We start from the raw sequence: 17262 nt of genomic DNA on the forward strand, positions 1-17262 counted from the left end.
TTTACCTGTTGACTGTGGTGAGTTGACCCGGAAGTTCGGGTAATCCAATTTTTGCCGCTCGAAGCACGCCATCGAACTCGGTATATCCCCATCCGGTTTCGAACGGACCGCTGATATTCGGGTGATTGATTTTTTGACGCAAGCACAGATGAGAATCGTCGAATGCTTTCCTTTGTGCGGCTGTCATGTTCTGCTTGAGAGCATTCACCTGCTCTTGCGTCATTGGTTTTACCTGTGACAGTGGCTTTCCGGATGTGTTTTTGTAGTACAGAACCGTATCGTTACGCACATCGGTGCGCTCGATATTGAAGACGATCTGTTCCTCTCCTCCTCGTAAGAAATGATCGGGTAGACCAGCTTTCCTCTGGCTTGCTGCCTTTCCGCACCACACATTCAGGGTTTCGCCGGCCTTGATGTCGTAGATGACGAACTGCCCGTCCGGGTTCCAATCTGGCCACACCGCCAAATGTTCACGCCATGCGGCTTTCGGGTCCGGAGCGCTTTGCAGCTTTTTGAAGACGGCTTCCGTGACCCAGCAATCGCTCATGGCACGGCTGGATGGGCCGAGCACCCGATACAGGCGAGCAGGCCCTCGGATTACGTGTTGTGCAAGCGTATGGAAGGACTCGACACTCTGGTCGGAAAGATAGGGAAACCGGTCTTTTTCCGGTATCAGCCGACCATGGGGATCAGTCTTGGCACTGACATTTCTAACTATTGTGCGAAAGTCGTCGGCCTTCACGCTATAAAGAAATTCGTCTCCATTTTTGCTTAGCCATCTAGGTGAATATTTCCTCATCAAAGCCACCGCAGCCGCCTCAGGCAAGTTGCCACGAAAGTGAATGTTCGCGACGTCGACAATGCCTTTCTGTTTGGCCAGCGCCTCCTTTTCCAGCCGCAACACGATGCTATCCAGCAGATCCTGAACCGGCCTGATCGCACCCGCGAAGTGCTCGTTTGCCATCATGCGGATACGCCTGACGTCTTCCAGCGTGGCAGTCGCCTTCTTGCCGACCACCGGTATGATTTCGACCTTGCCCACCAGCCCCTGAAGGACATCGATCCCCCGGTCGAAAGCACGCATGAGCTCCCTGACATTCACCTTGGCGCGCATGGCCCGGATTTCGGTCGCCAACCATTTGAAGATCTCGTCAATCTTGCTCAGGCTGATATAGCGCTGCACATCCCTGCGCCGCAAAAAGGTAATTACCCATGTCATCCCCGCATCGACGGCTTTGGCCGCAGCCGTGCCGCCATGGTGCCGAATGAAGGCAAAGAAAATCTTGAGTACACCTTTGACCAGTGAACCCAGGGTCGGAAACAGACCAATCAGGGTAAGCACGAGCGCGACCCAGTTCCACATGTCGTGTGCGTCGCGCGACAGCTTCCTGACGTTGGCAACCAGGTCGCGCATATCGCATAACTGGTCCACCAAAGGAATCATCGATACTGCGGCATCGAAGAGGATCTGCGCCGTCGAGCGCTCGTCGTTGAAGTCGCCTTCAATCGCTTCCCACAGCCACACGAAAGGATTGGTACTCGGTTCCTTGGCCTTGCTGGTGTCGTTCGTCGCCCAGGCCAGGGCGTCGCGCATCGGCGTCGTCGCTACGTCGCTCATGCCGGCCCCCTATCCCTTGAGAATCTCTTCGAGCCTGGGCGCCAACGCCGGCGACGCCGGCTTGCGCGGCTTGTACACGATTTTCTTGACGGGCTTGTCCAGCACGTTTTCATGGCGCGCCTTGCCGTCCTGGTCCAGGGTCCCGGTCAGCATCGGACCGCCCGCAAAGTGGATCTCGTAGTCAGCGCCGGCAATGCCTTCGTTCGTCTCGGGGTCCAGATAGTGCAGCGCGATCCAGTGCTGCGCCTCTTGCGCAAGCCCGCCTGGCAGATTCGGGATATTGGCGGTCTGGCTCGCACCGCCGTCGAACACATGCTGCCCACCCTTCACACTGAATGTCCCCGGGCAGGCAAACGTGATGTCCCCACCTTCCAGCGTCACCGCCGACTGCCCCGCCTGCAGCACGATCTTCTTGCTCGCCTTGATCTCGATCCCGTCGTTGACCGAGATCACCACCACTTCCTTGTCCGCCAGGATCTCCAGCTGATCGGTATGCGCCTGCAACGACACCGGTCCGTTGGCGGCAATCGCCTGGATGCCGCCGGCGTGGGTGAAAAAACTGGCCGCCTGCCCGGCCACCGACGACACCGTGTGCGCCGCCGCGATGTGCAGGTCCGACTGCGTGGTCCAGTGCAGCTGCCGGCCCGCGTACAGCACCGTGGACGCCGGCGTGGCCCAGTTGATGGCGGCCGCCGATTCCATCAGCACGACGGCGGCGCCGAATTTTTCCACCGGCTGGCAGGCGTCCGGCGTGCGCGTTCCGGGCTGCGGTTTCAGGGCCGGCTGGCCGTTGACGGCGCCCGTGTACTTGCCCTGCTGCTGCGGATCGAGCTGGGCGATGAAGGCGCGCTGGGCCTCGGCCGCGGCGCTGCTGTAGAGCGCCCCCTGCTGGGCCGCGGCGCCGGCCAGTGCCTGGCCGAGCGCATGCGCGCCCTTGAACATCGATAGCGCTTCGGCCACCTCCATCTGGGTCGAGGTGATGCCGCTGCCGAGCGCCGGGCGGCGGCTGGTCGACAGCAGCACGCCTTCGGCGCCGCGCACCACGGCCCAGGCGTCGGTGCGCAGTTCGAAGCCGCTGCCGCGGTAGGCGCCGCGCACGGCGGATCCGGGTGGCTGATCGACCAGGTAGCCGAGGTTCAGCTGGCTGGCGGCGCTGCAGGTCGCCAGCCGGGTGCGCAGCTGGCCCGGGGTGTCGTCCAGCTGCCATTGATTGAAGCCGCTGCCGTCGAAGTTGTGCGTGTGGATACCGGACAGGACGCCCGCGTGCCCGGCATCGGCGTCGACGCCGGCGGCGAACGGCGGCGTGTCGGTGCCGTTGTAGAGCTGCGCCACGATCACCGGCCGGTCGATGTCGCCTTCGATGAAATCGACCAGCACTTCGGTGCCGATGCGCGGCGTGAACAGCGTGCCCCAGTTGGGTCCGGCCAGCGCTTCGGCCACGCGCACCCAGGTGCCGGCCGTCTCGTTGCCGGGGGCGTTGCCGCGGGCATCGGTGTCGTGGGGCATGCCGCCCGGGTTCGGCGCGGCGCCGCGCTGCCATGGAAACTGGATGCGCACCTGGTGGTCGCGGGTGCTGGTGGCAATGCCCTGCGCCAGGCCGACCACCAGCGCGGTCTGGGGGCCGGGTGCAGTGCGGGGACGTGGCGCCGCGGCGCCGGCGGGCACGATCGGGACGGTGTCGCGCACGCAGGCAAAGCGGTTGCGGTAAGTCCCGTCGTCGATACCGTCCTGCGCGGCGCGCCGGATGCCGGTGCGGAAGTTGTTGCGCGCCTCGTGCTCGACCCACAGCACCGTGAACGCGTTGTCGCCGGCCGGGTAGCGCGCGTGCTGGGTCAGCTGGAAGGTACAGCCGGCCGCCAGGCGGCGCACCGCACCGGCGCCTTCGAAATCCTTGTTGTCCAGCTCCAGCGCCTGCAGCATCAGGCGGCCGTGCAGGTCGGCGGCCTCGCGGCCGGCGACCACGCGTTCGCCGCTGCCGTCGTAGACCGGCATCGACGGCAGCGCGCCCGCATCCAGGCAGGATTGCCGTTCGGCGGCGGGCGCCAGCAGTTGCGCCGGATCCCAGCTGCTGATACCAGCGGCATTGGCGGCGAGCCGGCGCCGCGCACCGAAGCCGTCGATGGTGTCGTCGCGCTCGGTGGCGCGCACGCCGTGAAAGCGCAGCACGTCGCCGCCCGGCGTAGGCGGGAGCGCGGCGCGGCTGTCGAAGACGATGAGGCGATGGCGCGCCTGGCCGTGGTCATCGAGCTCCGCGTCCAGCGCCTGTTCGTGCTCGAAGCGCCAGCTCAGGCCTTCCGACGCCAGCAGTCGCGTGAAAAAGGCGAGATCGCTTTCGCGGTACTGCGTGCACACCGGGCGCACCGCCAGCGGCTGGGTGAGGTCGAAATCGAAGCGGACCTGCGGATAATCGCGCAGCAGTTCGGTGACGACGGCGCGCGCATCCTGTTCCTGGAAGATATAGCTGTCGCGGCGCAGCGCCAGCAGACACAGGGCCGGTTCCAGGCGCAGGCGGTAGCGCGCCACGCCGCCATCCGCGCCCAGCCAGCCTGCGCCGGTGCAGATGCCGTGCCAGGCGCGCCGGCTGCCGTCCGGCTGCAGCAGGCCGATCGTGAGTTCTTCGCCGAGGAATTGCGCCAGGTCGAGATCGGCCGAGGTGCTCAGGGCGTCGACGTCGAAGCTGAACAGGGCGTTGATGGCCTCGAAGCCGTGGATCGCTTCGACGGCCAGCGATTCGGGCACGCCGCTGTCGTGGGCACTGGCCAGGGTGAGCAGGCGCGCATGCTGGCTCAGGCCGGCGCCGGACAGCGCGGCGATGTCGAGCGGGACATTCATCGGGTAACCGCCATGGCACAGGCTCCTTCACGATCGCAAAAGCCGATCTTATGAAGGGACCCCACTCCCCGGAATGCGCGATCTCAATACTTTAAGGAAATTTCCTTTTCACAATCAATCGCCTGACTGGACTGGAGCGGACTTACAACAGTAGATGTAACAGTCAACAAAACAGACGCCCGTCATATTGCATCCATGATAATCTACAATACCAATCTTCAATATCCATACGTCAACATGACTTACCCTTCCGTTTCCCTTCATTTTGCGCGCCGGGGGCAGCCATGAGTGGTGGCATGCGTTTGCTTTCACTGCTCGCTGGTGGCTTGGTGCTGGTCGTACCGCCGATGCTGATGCCGATGGCCAGTGACGTGCCGCTCGGGACCGTCATGGCCGGTATCCTCGGCATCGTCATGGTCGCCTCGACTTTCTTTTATGTGGGTGCGGCCGGCAGGAAGATGCGCCGTGGCGGCCAGGCACGCATGGTGGGCGCCGCCCTTCTGATGGTGCCGGCGATCGCTGCGCTGGCCACGATCGCCACGCGTGGCGACGCGCCTTTGCTCTGGGGCAGCGGCGCCCTGCTGGTATTCACCATCGTCCTGCTGCTGCACTTCGTGATCATGCCGACGCTGGACCCGCGCCAGCGCCCGATGCGCGAGCATGAACGCGAACGCCAGGAACCGTCGGCCATCCTGATGCCGGTGCCGGCAGCCGACTGAGCGTCCTTATCGAGGCTTGCGCGGAAAGTGGCGCGCAAGATGGCGGTCGAGCGCATTCGCGAATTGCTGGCGGTCGGCCTGGCTGAAGGCGGGCGGGCCGCCGGTGTCGACGCCGCCGCTCCTCAACTCTTCCATGAAGGCACGCATCGTCAGCTGTTGGGCGATATTGTCTTTGGTGTAAAACTCGCCGCGCGGATTCAATGCAAATCCGCCCTTCTCCAGCACCCGCGCCGCCAGCGGGATATCGCCGGTGACGACCAGGTCGCCCGGCGCCAGGCGCTCCACGATTTCGGTATCGGCCACGTCCGGGCCGCTCGGTACCTGCAGCGCGCGGATGAAGCGCGAGCCAGGCACCCGGATCAGCTGGTTGGCGACCAGGGTCACCTGCAATTGCAGGCGATCGGCCACCCGGAACAGAATTTCCTTGATCACCCCCGGGCAGGCGTCGGCGTCGACCCAGATCTCCATCAGCGCACAGACATCATGAGGTGGGCAGGTTGTCCCACAGGTCACCCGTGGGGCTGATGCGCGGCGCGGACACGCCGAAGTGCTTATACGCCAGCGGCGTGGCGATGCGCCCGCGCGGGGTACGCTGCAGGTAGCCCTGCTGGATCAGGTAGGGCTCGAGCACGTCTTCGATGGTGTCGGCCGCTTCGCCGATCGCCGCCGCCAGGTTGCCGATGCCGACCGGGCCGCCGGCAAACTTGAACAGTACCGCTTCCAGCAGCTTGCGGTCCATCACGTCGAAGCCGACCGTGTCGACGTCGAGCATCTTCAGCGCGCGGTCGGCCATGTCCTTGGTGATCTCGCCGTTGCCCTTCACTTCCGCATAGTCGCGCACGCGGCGCAGCAGGCGGTTGGCGATACGCGGTGTGCCGCGGGCGCGCTTGGCGACTTCGCAGGCACCCTCCTCGTTGATCGGGGCCGCCAGGAGAGCGGCGCTGCGGCTGACGATCTTGGTCAGCTCTTCGACGTTGTAGAACTCGAGGCGGGCGACGATGCCGAAACGGTCGCGTAGCGGGTTGGTCAGCATGCCGGCGCGGGTGGTGGCGCCGACCAGGGTAAAGGGCTGCAGGTCGAGCTTGACCGAGCGCGCGGCCGGGCCTTCGCCGATCATGATGTCGATCTGGTAGTCTTCCAGCGCCGGATACAGGATCTCCTCGACCACCGGCGACAAGCGGTGGATCTCGTCGATGAACAGGACGTCGTTGGCTTCCAGGTTGGTCAGCAGCGCCGCCAGGTCGCCCGGGCGCTCGAGCACCGGGCCCGAGGTCTGGCGCAGGTTGACGCCCATCTCGCGCGCGATGATGTGAGCCAGCGTGGTTTTACCCAGGCCCGGCGGACCGAACAGCAGCGTGTGATCCAGCGCTTCGCGCCGCTTGCGGGCGGCGTGGATGAAGATTTCGAGCTGGTCGCGGATCTTGGATTGGCCGACGTATTCGTCCAGGTGCTTCGGGCGCAAGGCGCGCTCGATCGCCTCCTCGTTGGGCGAGGCCGGTTCCGCATCGATGATGCGCTGCTCGGTGAAGTTGTCGGTCTGGATGCTCATTGTTGCTCTCTAGTTTACGCTTTCGACAAGGCCTTCAGCGCCAGCTTGATGCCGTCGGACACGCTGGTGCCGGCCGGCATGGTCTTGAGCGCAGCCAGCGCTTCCTTGTCAGAATACCCCAGTGCCAGCAGCGCGTTCATCACGTCCGCCTGGGCGTCGTCACGCGCCACCACACCGATGTCGGCACCCAGCTTGCCCTTCAGTTCCAGCAGCAGGCGTTCGGCGGTCTTCTTGCCGATGCCGGGCACTTTCACCAGGCGGCCGGCTTCCTGCAGCGTGACCGCCTGCGACAATTCCGCCACCGTCATGCCGGACAGGATCGACAGCGCCATGCGCGCACCGATGCCGGTGATCTTGATCAATTGACGGAACACGGCGCGGTCGCTGGCGGTGCCGAAGCCGAACAGCAGATGGGCATCCTCGCGCACCACGTAATGGATGTGCAGGACCACTTTCTCGCCGGTGTGCGGCAGGTTGTAGAAGGTGCTCATCGGCACGTCGACTTCGTAGCCGACGCCCTGGCAATCGACCAGCACTTGCGGCGGATTTTTTTCCAGCAGAATTCCAGACAGACGACCGATCATCGGTGACCTTTCAATATTGGGGACAGGTTAGACCAGGCGGCCGTTCTTCATGTGCAGGCTTGACGCGCCCGGCGACAGCGAACCGATCAGCGACAGTGCATCATGGCTGTGCGCATGGCAGATCGCCACCGCCAGCGCGTCGGCGGCATCGCTGCCGGGCAGGCCGGGCAGCTTGAGCAGGCGCGCGACCATGTCCTGCACCTGTGCCTTGGTGGCCTTGCCGGTGCCGACGACGGCCTGCTTGATCTGGGTCGGCGTGAACTCGGCGACGTCGAGGTCGGCGCCGACCAGCGCGGTAATCGCCGCCCCGCGCGCCTGGCCCAGCAACAGCGTGGATTGCGGATTGACGTTGACGAAGACTTTTTCGATGGCGGCGCACGCCGGCCGGTAAGTGGCGATGACTTCGCCGATGCTGGCGAGGATCACCTTCAGGCGCGGCGGCAAGGCGGTTTCGCTGCCGGTCTTGATGGTGCCGGACGCGATGTAGCGCAGCCGGCTGCCCTGCTTTTCAATAACCCCGAACCCTGTGGTGCGCAGGGCCGGGTCGATGCCGAGAATAATCATCTTCGAATGTTATACCGGCCAGGGTGTTTCGTGGGAAAAAATACTGTGCAAAAACACAGGTCGTGGCGACTTTGTCACCACAACCGTAGGGTGGACGGGTTCCCCGTCCACGCGGTGATACGTACCGCTCGCATTCATCCGCAACAAATCGGAGGACGCTTGAACGCGTGGACGGCAGAGCCGTCCACCCTACCCAGTCTTAATGACGGAAGTGACGGGTGCCAGTGTACAGCATGACCACGCCACGCTCGTCCGCCGCGTCGATCACTTCCTGGTCGCGCATCGAGCCGCCCGGGTGGATCACGCAGGTCGCGCCGGCGTCGACCACCACGTCCAGGCCGTCACGGAACGGGAAGAAGGCGTCCGACGCCACTGCCGAACCGCTCAGCGACAGGCCGGCGTTCTGCGCCTTGATCGAGGCGATGCGGGCGGAATCGATGCGGCTCATCTGGCCGGCGCCGACGCCGAGGGTCATGCCGCCGGCGCAGAACACGATCGCGTTCGACTTGACGTACTTGGCCACGCGCCAGGCGAACAGCAGGTCCTGCAGCTGCTGCGGGGTCGGCTGCAGCTTGCTGACCACGCGCAGGTCGGCCAGGCCGACGTCGCGCGCATCCGGCGATTGCACCAGCAGGCCGCCGCCGACGCGCTTGACGTCGAAGGTGTTCTGGCCGTTACCCAGGGCGATCTCGAGCAGGCGCACGTTCTGCTTGGCCGCCAGGATCTGCAGCGCTTCCGGCGTGAACACCGGCGCGATGATCACTTCCACGAACAGCTTGGCGATCGCTTCCGCCGCACGGCCGTCGACCGGCACGTTGAAGGCGATGATGCCGCCGAAGGCCGAGGTCGGGTCGGTCTTGAGGGCGCGCTGGTAGGCGTCCAGCGCATCGGCGCCGATCGCCACGCCGCACGGGTTGGCGTGCTTGATGATCACGCAGCCGGCCGGCTGCTCGAAGCCGCCGAGCGACTTCACGCATTCCCAGGCCGCATCGGCGTCGGCGATGTTGTTGTACGACAGTTCCTTGCCCTGCAGCTGGCGGTAGTTGGCCAGGCTGCCGTCACTAGGGGCCAGATCGCGGTAGAAGGCGGCGCTCTGGTGCGGGTTTTCGCCGTAGCGCATGTCCTGGACTTTTTCGAAGTGCAGGTTCAGCGTCTGCGGGTAGGCGGCGCGGGTGGTGTGCTGCTTGTCTTCGCCCAGGCTGGTCAGGTAGTTGGTGATCGCGCTGTCGTACTGGGCGGTATGGGCGAACACTTTCTTGGCCAGGCGGAACTTGGTGTCGTAGCCGACGTCGCCCGCTTTCATTTCAGCCAGGATGACGTCGTAATCGGCCGGATCGACGACGACGACCACGTCGCGGTGGTTCTTGGCTGCCGAGCGCAGCATGGTCGGGCCGCCGATGTCGATGTTCTCGATAGCTTCTTCCAGGGAGCACTGTTCTTTGGCCACAGTCTGCTGGAAGGGGTACAGGTTGACCACCACCATGTCGATCTGCGGAATGCCGTGCTCTTCCAGCTTGGCGACGTGTTCTGGAAAATCGCGACGGGCCAGGATGCCGCCGTGCACCTTCGGGTGCAGCGTTTTCACGCGGCCATCGAGCATTTCCGGGAAACCGGTGTAGTCGGCAACTTCGGTCACGGCGACGCCATTGTCCTGCAGCAGCTTGGCAGTGCCGCCGGTGGACAGGATGTTCACGCCGAGCGCGGACAGTGCGCGCGCGAAATCGAGCACGCCGGTTTTGTCTGAAACGGAAATGAGGGCTTGTTTGATCATGGGGAAGGCCTGTTGATGAAAGATGGTGCGGTGCTGTTGTTGCTCCGTACATCGGACCACGGCCGACGCGGCAGGTTTCATCAACTGCACCGCCCCGGCCCTCCGTCGGCGGATTACAGCAACCCGTGCTCCTGCAACTTCTTGCGCAAGGTGTTGCGGTTGATGCCCAGCATCTGGGCCGCGTGCGACTGGTTGCCTTCGGCACGTGTCATCACGACTTGCAGGATCGGTTTTTCGACGGTCAGGAGCATCATGTCATAGATATTCGACGGTTTTTGCTCGCCCAGGTCGTTGAAATAGTCTTCGAGGCTTTTCTGTACGACTTCCTGGATACTTTCTTTGCTCATATCTGCTGCTGTGTCCTGGTTAATATGCTGCTTGTGGCAACAACGTCTCCGAATCTCTTTTTCTTGTTATTTATTAGGCGGCAATCGCATCCTCGGTGGAATGCGCGGGCCGGTATTGTAACCGCTCCCCGTACCGATGTTGTGATTTGAAAAATTCATCGACGGCGGCCAGCTGGTCGGCGGTCGATTCCAGCAGGTTCATGCGCTGGCGGAATTCCTCGCCGCCCGGCAAATCCTCGACATACCAGCCGATATGCTTGCGCGCAGTGCGCACGCCCAGGTATTCGCCATAGAACGCGTAGTGGGCCGGCAGGTGCTCGTTCATCAGTTGACGCACTTCGTCGACCCGCGGCGCCGGCAGCAGTTCGCCGGTGCGCAGGTAATGATCGACTTCGCGGCAAATCCACGGGCGGCCCTGGGCGGCGCGGCCGATCATGACGGCATCGGCGCCGGTGTAGTCGAGCACGAATTTCGCCTTTTCCGGGCTGGTGATGTCGCCGTTGGCCACCACCGGAATCGACACCGCCGCCTTCACCGCGGCGATGGTGTCGTATTCGGCATCGCCCTTGTAGCCGTCGGCGCGGGTGCGGCCGTGCAGGGTCAGCATCGCGATGCCGGCCTGCTCGGCCATGCGGGCAATGGTGAGTGCATTCTTGTTCTCGCGATCCCAGCCGGTACGGAACTTCAGCGTGACCGGCACGTCGACCGCGCTCACCACGGCGTCGAGGATGCGCTGCACCAGGTCTTCGTGCTGCAGCAGGGCCGAGCCGCACCAGTTGTTGCACACCTTCTTGACCGGGCAGCCCATGTTGATGTCGATGATCTGGGCGCCGCGCTCGACGTTGAACCGGGCGCAATCGGCCAGGTCCTGCGGATCGGCGCCGGCGATCTGCACCGCCTTCGGCTCCATCTCGCCGGCGTGGTCGGTGCGGCGCGCGCTCTTTTCGCTGGCCCACAGGCGCGGGTTCGAGGCCGCCATCTCCGACACCGCATAGCCGGCGCCGAGTTGCTTGCACAGCTGGCGGAACGGACGGTCGGTCACGCCGGCCATCGGGGCGACGAAGACATTGTTGCGAAGGAGGTAAGGACCAATTTGCACGGCAGAAAACCACAAGCGTCGACGGGAACTCGCTATTTTACCCGAAGCTCTGCTTAATTTCTCAGCACATTTTTTTGGAGGATTGTTGCGTACGCGATATAAATCGCTTGCAAATGGTTCGTACTTCGGGGCAGCTGCTGCGCTTGAGCCGTCGCCCTGCGAAGGCAGGGCCCAATTTCGACGCGTTTCGGCCGCTCGTGCAACTTGGGCCCCTGCCTTCGCAGGGGCGACGTTAATAAAAGTTTCAGGTCAGCTCATCCAGCACAGCCGGCCGCAAATGCTCGACCTCGCCCCAACTGGTCGAGCGCAACACCCCCTCCTCCAGCACGAACCGGTTGACGCTCGCATTGAACACCTTGAAGTCGCGCGGCGTCTCCAGCGGCAGTCCGCGCGCCAGCCGGTAGGCGCACTCGAGCACGCCGCCATGCGCCACCAGCGCGATCGTCTTGCCGGGATGTGCCGCCCCCAGCGCCAGGATGGCGGCGGTGGCGCGTTCGAAAAAGGCGCGGAAGGTTTCGCCGCGATTGGCGCCCGGCGGCAGTACGGCATCGACGTCGCGTGCCTGCCAGGCCGCGAACTCGCGCGGGTAACGCGCCTCGATCTCGGCATACAGCAAGCCCTCGAAACCGCCGTAGCAGCGCTCGCGCAAGCCGGGTTCGATCTGGAGCGGCATGCCGCGCAGGTCGGCGATCGCCTGCGCGGTCTGGCGTGCGCGCATCAGGTCGCTGGAGACGAGGACGTCGAGCGGCTCGGTTGCCAGCGCCGCCGCCAGCAGCCGCGCCTGGCGTTCGCCTTCGGGATTCAGCGGAATGTCGAGATGGCCCTGCAGCCGGCGCTCGGCGTTCCATGCGGTTTCGCCGTGCCGGATCAGGAGGATGGTGGTGGGTGCGGTAGTCGGCAATAGGTGCATCGGGGATGATTATTCTTTGGGCAGGATGGCCGCAATCTCGGGATTCAATGCATACACGCCGAAGATGCTGGCCTCGTCGAGGATGTGGCCCTTGATCGCCAGGCGCGCTTCCTTGCCGGTGAAGCGGCCGTCGAGCGGCAGGCGCGGGATGTCGAGCGCATACAGGGTAAGCACGTAGGTGTGCGCGCGTTCGTCGTTCCAGGGCGGGCATGGACCGTCGTAGCCATAGTATTCGCCGGCCATGTCGGGGTCGCTCGCGAACCAGCCGGTGTAGTCGTTGACGCCATGGCGCAGCTGGTGCTCGGTGCCGTTCTTGATCGTGAACGGCACCAGCGGGCCGCTTTTGCCGCCGGGGGTGACCATATCGGAGAACAGGCCTTCGGCGAAGGCATGCAGGCTGACCGGGATGTCGACCAGCGCCCAGTGATAGAAATCGGTGCGCGGCAGCGCGTCGGCCACCACGCGGCCTTCCTGGTTGACGTCGGTGCCGACGGTCGGCACGTCCAGGTCGTGGCACAGCAGCACCAGCGACTCGGTGCCGGCCGGGACGTCGTCCCAGGCGACGTGGGGGCTGCGGTTGCTCGACAGCCTGATGTGGCTGGCGGGATCGATGGCGGCAAACGCGCAGCGCGACGGAATCGTGCCGCCTTCGGTAAAGGAATCACTCCAGATCTTCATTGTCGCCCCCTGCTCGCTCTCCGCTGACCGCTTTCCTCTTATTGACTACGGCGGCCCGCCCTGGTTTCAAGTTTTCAAGCTGATGTCTTGGGTGGATCAATCCGAAGCCAGAAGGTCACCGGTCCGTCGTTGGTGAGCGCCACCTGCATGTCGGCGCCGAACTGGCCTGTCTCGACGATAGCGTGGCGTGCCCGCGCCTGGCGCACGGCATGGTCGAACAGGCGCCGTCCGTCCGCCGGCGCGGCGGCCGGCGAAAACGAGGGGCGCGTGCCGGAGCGGGTGTCGGCCGCCAGCGTAAACTGGGGCACCAGCAACAGGCCGCCTTCGACGTCGGCCAGGCTGCGGTTCATCTTGCCGGCCTCGTCCGAAAACACGCGGTAGCCGAGCAGCTTGCCCAGCAGCGCGTCGGCTTCGCGCTCGGTATCGCCCTTTTCGGCGCACACCAGCACCAGCAAGCCACGCCCGATGGCGCCGATGACGGCACCGTCGACGCTGACGCTGGCGGCACTGACGCGCTGGAGCAGGCCGATCATGCGCCGAGTGTCACGCGCGCGAACTTGCGCTTGCCGACCTGCAGCACGAAGGTACCGGCCTGGACCTGCAAGCCCTTGTCGGTCACCACTGTGCCGTCGATGCGCACGCCGCCCTGGTCGATCATGCGCATTCCTTCGCCCGACGAGGCGCACAAGCCGGTCTGGCGCAGCAGTTGCGGCAGACCCAGCGGCGCACCGCTAATGGCAACTTCCGGCACGTCGTCCGGGATGCCGCCTTTCGAGCGGTTGACGAAGTCGGCCAGTGCATCCTCGGCCGCCTGCTGCGAGTGGAAGCGCGCCACGATTTCCTGGGCCAGCGCCACCTTGGCGTCGCGCGGGTTCTTGCCACCCTCGACCTCGGCACGCAGCGCGGCCAGGTCCTGGATCGAGCGGAACGACAGCAGCTCGTAGTACTTCCACATCATGACGTCGGAAATGCTCATCAGCTTGCCGAACATGGTGTTGGCCGGCTCGGTGATGCCGATGTAGTTGTTCTTCGACTTCGACATCTTGTCGACACCGTCCAGGCCTTCCAGCAATGGCATGGTCAGGACGCACTGCTGTTCCTGTCCGTAGTCTTTCTGCAACTCACGGCCGACGAGGAGGTTGAATTTCTGATCCGTTCCACCTAGCTCAAGGTCTGATTTCAAAGCCACTGAATCATAACCTTGCATCAGCGGGTAAAGGAACTCATGCACCGCAATCGGAGTCCCACTCTTGTAGCGCTTGGTGAAGTCGTCGCGTTCCATCATGCGCGCCACGGTGTAGCGCGAGGCCAGCTGGATCATGCCGCGCGCGCCGAGCGGGTCGCACCACTCGGAGTTGTAGCGGATTTCGGTGCGGGCCGGGTCGAGCACGAGGGAAGCCTGCTTGAAATAGGTCATCGCATTGGCTTCGACCTGCTCCTTGGTCAGCGGCGGACGGGTGGCATTGCGGCCCGACGGATCGCCGATCATCGAAGTAAAGTCGCCGATCAGGAAAATCACCTGGTGACCCAGGTCTTGCAACTGGCGCATCTTGTTCAACACGACAGTGTGGCCAAGGTGCAAATCAGGGGCCGTCGGATCCAGGCCCAGCTTGATGCGCAACGGAGTGCCGGTTTTTTCGGAGCGCGCCAGTTTCTGGGCGAATTCGGTTTCGATCAGCAGCTCGTCGACGCCGCGCTTGGTGATGGCAAGGGCTTCCTGGACCGCGTCGCTGAGAGGAAGAAGCGCAGGGCTGGCAGCAGATGTTGTTGTTCTGGCATTACCAGAAAGCTCTTGGGAAGTCATAATTTCGTGTAGGAATTTGGCTAAAACGGTTGTAGGACGCCGTATTTTGATATAATTCGCGATCCCGTCAATCTTGCCGCATGAAAAGTTTCAAAGACGACTAGACTAAGAAAAATAATAAAAGAGAGTTGGGCTGGAACCTTGAAGCGGTAAATTTTAACTGATTGCATGAATCCAATACAGAAAATCACCGGTAAGCTCTGGTTCGGCCTGGTCAACACCAGCCGTAAAACCCGTATCGTCGCCGGCGGCGCCACCGCCCTGGCCCTGGCCGCTTTCGGTGCGACCGCAGTCGCGCCGATCTCCCAGGATCCGGCCGACATGCCGACCAAGTCGGTTGCGGAAGACCTCCAGCTGCCCAACCTCTCCGACCAGATCGCTGCCCTGCAACAGAACGAGCAGCAATTCATCCACGAAGAACGCATCCGTGCCGGCGACTCGCTCGGCTCCGTGTTCACCCGCCTCGGCATCGAAGACCAGCAAGCCCAGGCCTTCGTGCGCAAGGACAAGCTGGCGCGCAGCATCCTCAGCCTGAAGACCGGCAAGCGCATCCAGGCGGAAACCGACGAGAACGGCCTGCTGCTGACCCTGCGCGCCACGATCGCCGTCGGCAAGGACAGCTTCAACACCGTCACCATCACCCGCAAGGGCGAACAATTCGTTTCGACCAAGGCTCCGGTCGAACTCGAGCGCCGCGTCGAAATGCGTTCGCGCGAAATCACCAACGGTTCGCTGTACTCGGCGGCCGACGCCAACGTCGACGGCGGCCAGATCCCGGACCAGGTGGTCAACCAGATCGTCGAGATGTTCTCGACCAACATCGACTTCCGCGGCGACCTGAAGAAAGGCGACCGTTTCAACGTCGTCTACGAAAACTTCTACCAGGACGGCGAACTCGTCCGCACCGGCCGCGTGCTGGCCGGCGAGTTCATCAACCGCGGCGTCGCCTACCAGTCGGTCTGGTACGAAGACCCGGTCAGCCACCAGGGCGGTTACTACAGCCTGGACGGCAAGGCACTGAAAAAAGCCTTCCTCAAGTCCCCGGTCGCCTTTACCCGCATCTCGTCGGGCTTCTCGATGCGCACGCACCCGGTGTTCAACGTCTGGAAAGCGCACAAGGGCATCGACATGGCGGCCCCGATGGGTACCCCGATCCGCGCCTCCGGCGACGGCACCGTCGACTTCGCCGGCACCTCGAACGGCTACGGCAACCTGGTCGTCCTGAAGCACTGGTCGAACTACAGCACCGCCTACGGCCACATGAGCCGTTTCGCCAGCGGCCTGCGCCGCGGCCAGCAGATCCACCAGGGCGACATCATCGGCTACGTCGGCGCCACCGGCTGGGCCACCGGCCCGCACCTGCACTATGAATTCCGCATCGGCGGCCAGGCAGTCGACCCGATGGGCCTGAAGAACCTGCAGCAACAGCCGCTGACCACCGGCGAACTGTCGCGCTTCAAGATGGCTGCCGCCGACATGTCGCACCGCTTCTCGCTGCTGACCCCGGCCGGCAACACGATGGCTGCACGCTGATCGTCAGCCACTAACGCGCTGAAACAAGGAAGCGCCTTGCACTGCTGACAGTGCAAGGCGCTTTTGCTTTGGACCGCCAGCTTGTACCCTCTATTTATATATTAGACGAGACCGCATCATGGCCGCCTCTTCCCTCTACATCGGACTGATGTCCGGCACCAGCCTGGACGGCGTCGACGGCGTGCTGGCCGATTTCCACGGCCGCGGCATCCGCACGCTGCAGGCCGCCTTCACGCCCTTCCCGCCCGACCTGCGCGCCGAACTGATGGCGCTGCAGGCCGCCAGCCACAACGAACTCGAGCGCGAAGCGCTGGCCGCGAATGTGCTGGCGCACTGCTATGCCGATTGCGTGCAGCAACTCGTCGCCCTGGCGCCGGGACCGGTACGCGCCGTCGCCGTGCACGGCCAGACCATCCGCCACCGGCCGGAACGCGGCTTTACGCGCCAGACCAACAACCCGGCCCTGCTGGCCGAGCTGACCGGCCTCGACGTCATCGCCGACTTCCGCGCGCGCGACGTCGCCGCCGGCGGCCAAGGTGCGCCGCTGGTGCCGGCCTTCCATGAAGCGCGCTTCGGCAAGCGCAACCAGGTGCGCGTGGTGGTGAATATCGGCGGCATCGGCAACATCAGCGTGCTGCACGGCGACGGCCGGGTCAGCGGCTTCGACACCGGGCCGGGCAATGTGCTGATGGACTTATGGATCGCGCGCCACCTGGGGCAGGCCTACGACGCCGATGGCGCCTGGGCGGCGACTGGTACGGTCGACGATGCGTTGCTCGCAAGCCTGCTGGACGAACCCTATTTCCGCCAGCCGCCGCCCAAGTCGACCGGGCGCGACCTGTTCCATGCCGAATGGCTCGACGCCAAGCTGGCCATGTACCCGGGCCTGGCACCGGCCGACGTGCAGGCCACGCTGACGCGGCTGACGGCGCTGTCGATCGCGCAGGCGATCCGGGAAGCCACGCGGCATTGGGCGCCGGCGGCCGTGTACGTATGCGGCGGCGGCGCCTACAACGGCGTGCTGCTGGACGAGATCCGGCAGGCGCTGGGCGGCGCCGTCCCGGTCGAGTCGACCGACACGCTGGGCGTGGCGCCGAACCGGGTCGAGGCGCTGGCCTTTGCCTGGCTGGGCTACCGTTTCATGCGGCGCCAGCCGGGCAACTTGCCGGCCGTGACCGGCGCGGCGGGGCTGCGGGTGCTGGGGGCGCTGTATCCCGCCTAGAACGCCATGGAGGCAGGAAGCGTCTCCACTGG

At 64.3% G+C, this 17262-nt stretch carries 16 protein-coding genes; 3 read left to right on the forward strand and 13 right to left on the reverse strand.

Going from position 1 to position 17262, the window contains the following annotated elements; all coding sequences use genetic code 11:
• Window position 1: 1 nt before the first annotated feature.
• Both U1H99_RS18435 and U1H99_RS18440 read right to left on the reverse strand, forming a co-directional pair.
• A complete protein-coding gene (locus tag U1H99_RS18435) occupies window positions 2–1618 on the reverse strand; it encodes a hypothetical protein (RefSeq protein WP_323143165.1) in 1617 nt (538 codons plus the stop codon).
• Between the two features lie 9 nt (window positions 1619–1627).
• Window positions 1628–4450 (reverse strand): type VI secretion system Vgr family protein, encoded by a 2823-nt coding sequence (locus tag U1H99_RS18440; RefSeq protein WP_323143166.1) that lies wholly within the window; start codon window positions 4448–4450, stop codon window positions 1628–1630.
• A 296-nt stretch (window positions 4451–4746) separates the two neighbouring features.
• Here U1H99_RS18440 and U1H99_RS18445 point away from each other — a divergent pair, with 296 nt between their 5' ends.
• Window positions 4747–5169, forward strand: coding sequence for a hypothetical protein (locus U1H99_RS18445; RefSeq protein WP_323143167.1), 423 nt, complete (start codon window positions 4747–4749; stop codon window positions 5167–5169).
• Between the two features lie 6 nt (window positions 5170–5175).
• Here the strand turns inward: U1H99_RS18445 and U1H99_RS18450 are convergent, their stop codons facing one another.
• The 11 genes from U1H99_RS18450 to tyrS form a co-directional block, all read right to left on the reverse strand.
• Entirely contained in the window at window positions 5176–5637 is a 462-nt protein-coding gene (locus U1H99_RS18450; protein WP_323143168.1) for a YaiI/YqxD family protein, read from the reverse strand.
• Window positions 5638–5650: 13 nt separating this feature from the next.
• The gene (gene ruvB, locus U1H99_RS18455) at window positions 5651–6718 is read right to left on the reverse strand and encodes a Holliday junction branch migration DNA helicase RuvB (RefSeq protein ID WP_323143169.1); all 1068 of its coding nucleotides are present in this window, start codon (window positions 6716–6718) and stop codon (window positions 5651–5653) included.
• Window positions 6719–6732: 14 nt separating this feature from the next.
• On the reverse strand, window positions 6733–7302 hold the full coding sequence (gene ruvA / locus U1H99_RS18460) for a Holliday junction branch migration protein RuvA (RefSeq protein WP_323143170.1): 570 nt from the start codon (window positions 7300–7302) through the stop codon (window positions 6733–6735).
• A 27-nt stretch (window positions 7303–7329) separates the two neighbouring features.
• Window positions 7330–7866, reverse strand: coding sequence for a crossover junction endodeoxyribonuclease RuvC (ruvC, locus tag U1H99_RS18465; RefSeq protein WP_323143171.1), 537 nt, complete (start codon window positions 7864–7866; stop codon window positions 7330–7332).
• A gap of 199 nt (window positions 7867–8065) precedes the next feature.
• Window positions 8066–9637 (reverse strand): bifunctional phosphoribosylaminoimidazolecarboxamide formyltransferase/IMP cyclohydrolase, encoded by a 1572-nt coding sequence (gene purH, locus U1H99_RS18470; RefSeq protein ID WP_323143172.1) that lies wholly within the window; start codon window positions 9635–9637, stop codon window positions 8066–8068.
• 113 nt (window positions 9638–9750) lie between these two features.
• Window positions 9751–9984 (reverse strand): helix-turn-helix domain-containing protein, encoded by a 234-nt coding sequence (locus U1H99_RS18475; RefSeq protein ID WP_056447956.1) that lies wholly within the window; start codon window positions 9982–9984, stop codon window positions 9751–9753.
• A 73-nt stretch (window positions 9985–10057) separates the two neighbouring features.
• Window positions 10058–11083 (reverse strand): tRNA dihydrouridine synthase DusB, encoded by a 1026-nt coding sequence (dusB, locus tag U1H99_RS18480; protein ID WP_323143173.1) that lies wholly within the window; start codon window positions 11081–11083, stop codon window positions 10058–10060.
• 244 nt (window positions 11084–11327) lie between these two features.
• Window positions 11328–11993 (reverse strand): histidine phosphatase family protein, encoded by a 666-nt coding sequence (locus U1H99_RS18485; protein WP_323143174.1) that lies wholly within the window; start codon window positions 11991–11993, stop codon window positions 11328–11330.
• A gap of 9 nt (window positions 11994–12002) precedes the next feature.
• On the reverse strand, window positions 12003–12671 hold the full coding sequence (locus U1H99_RS18490) for a YbhB/YbcL family Raf kinase inhibitor-like protein (RefSeq protein WP_323143175.1): 669 nt from the start codon (window positions 12669–12671) through the stop codon (window positions 12003–12005).
• Between the two features lie 74 nt (window positions 12672–12745).
• Window positions 12746–13204 (reverse strand): D-aminoacyl-tRNA deacylase, encoded by a 459-nt coding sequence (dtd, locus tag U1H99_RS18495; RefSeq protein ID WP_323143176.1) that lies wholly within the window; start codon window positions 13202–13204, stop codon window positions 12746–12748.
• Entirely contained in the window at window positions 13201–14475 is a 1275-nt protein-coding gene (gene tyrS / locus U1H99_RS18500; protein WP_323143177.1) for a tyrosine--tRNA ligase, read from the reverse strand. The genes dtd and tyrS overlap by 4 nt, the downstream gene beginning before the upstream one ends.
• Before the next feature lie 168 nt (window positions 14476–14643).
• On the opposite strand from tyrS, the gene U1H99_RS18505 reads away from it, so the two are divergent.
• Together U1H99_RS18505 and U1H99_RS18510 are read left to right on the forward strand one after the other, a co-directional pair.
• Entirely contained in the window at window positions 14644–16008 is a 1365-nt protein-coding gene (locus U1H99_RS18505; protein WP_323143178.1) for a M23 family metallopeptidase, read from the forward strand.
• Between the two features lie 118 nt (window positions 16009–16126).
• Entirely contained in the window at window positions 16127–17230 is a 1104-nt protein-coding gene (locus U1H99_RS18510; RefSeq protein WP_323143179.1) for an anhydro-N-acetylmuramic acid kinase, read from the forward strand.
• Window positions 17231–17262 lie beyond the last annotated feature (32 nt).

The sequence above is a fragment of the Massilia phyllosphaerae genome (assembly GCF_034659755.1).
Taxonomy (GTDB): Bacteria; Pseudomonadota; Gammaproteobacteria; order Burkholderiales; family Burkholderiaceae_D; genus Telluria; species Telluria phyllosphaerae.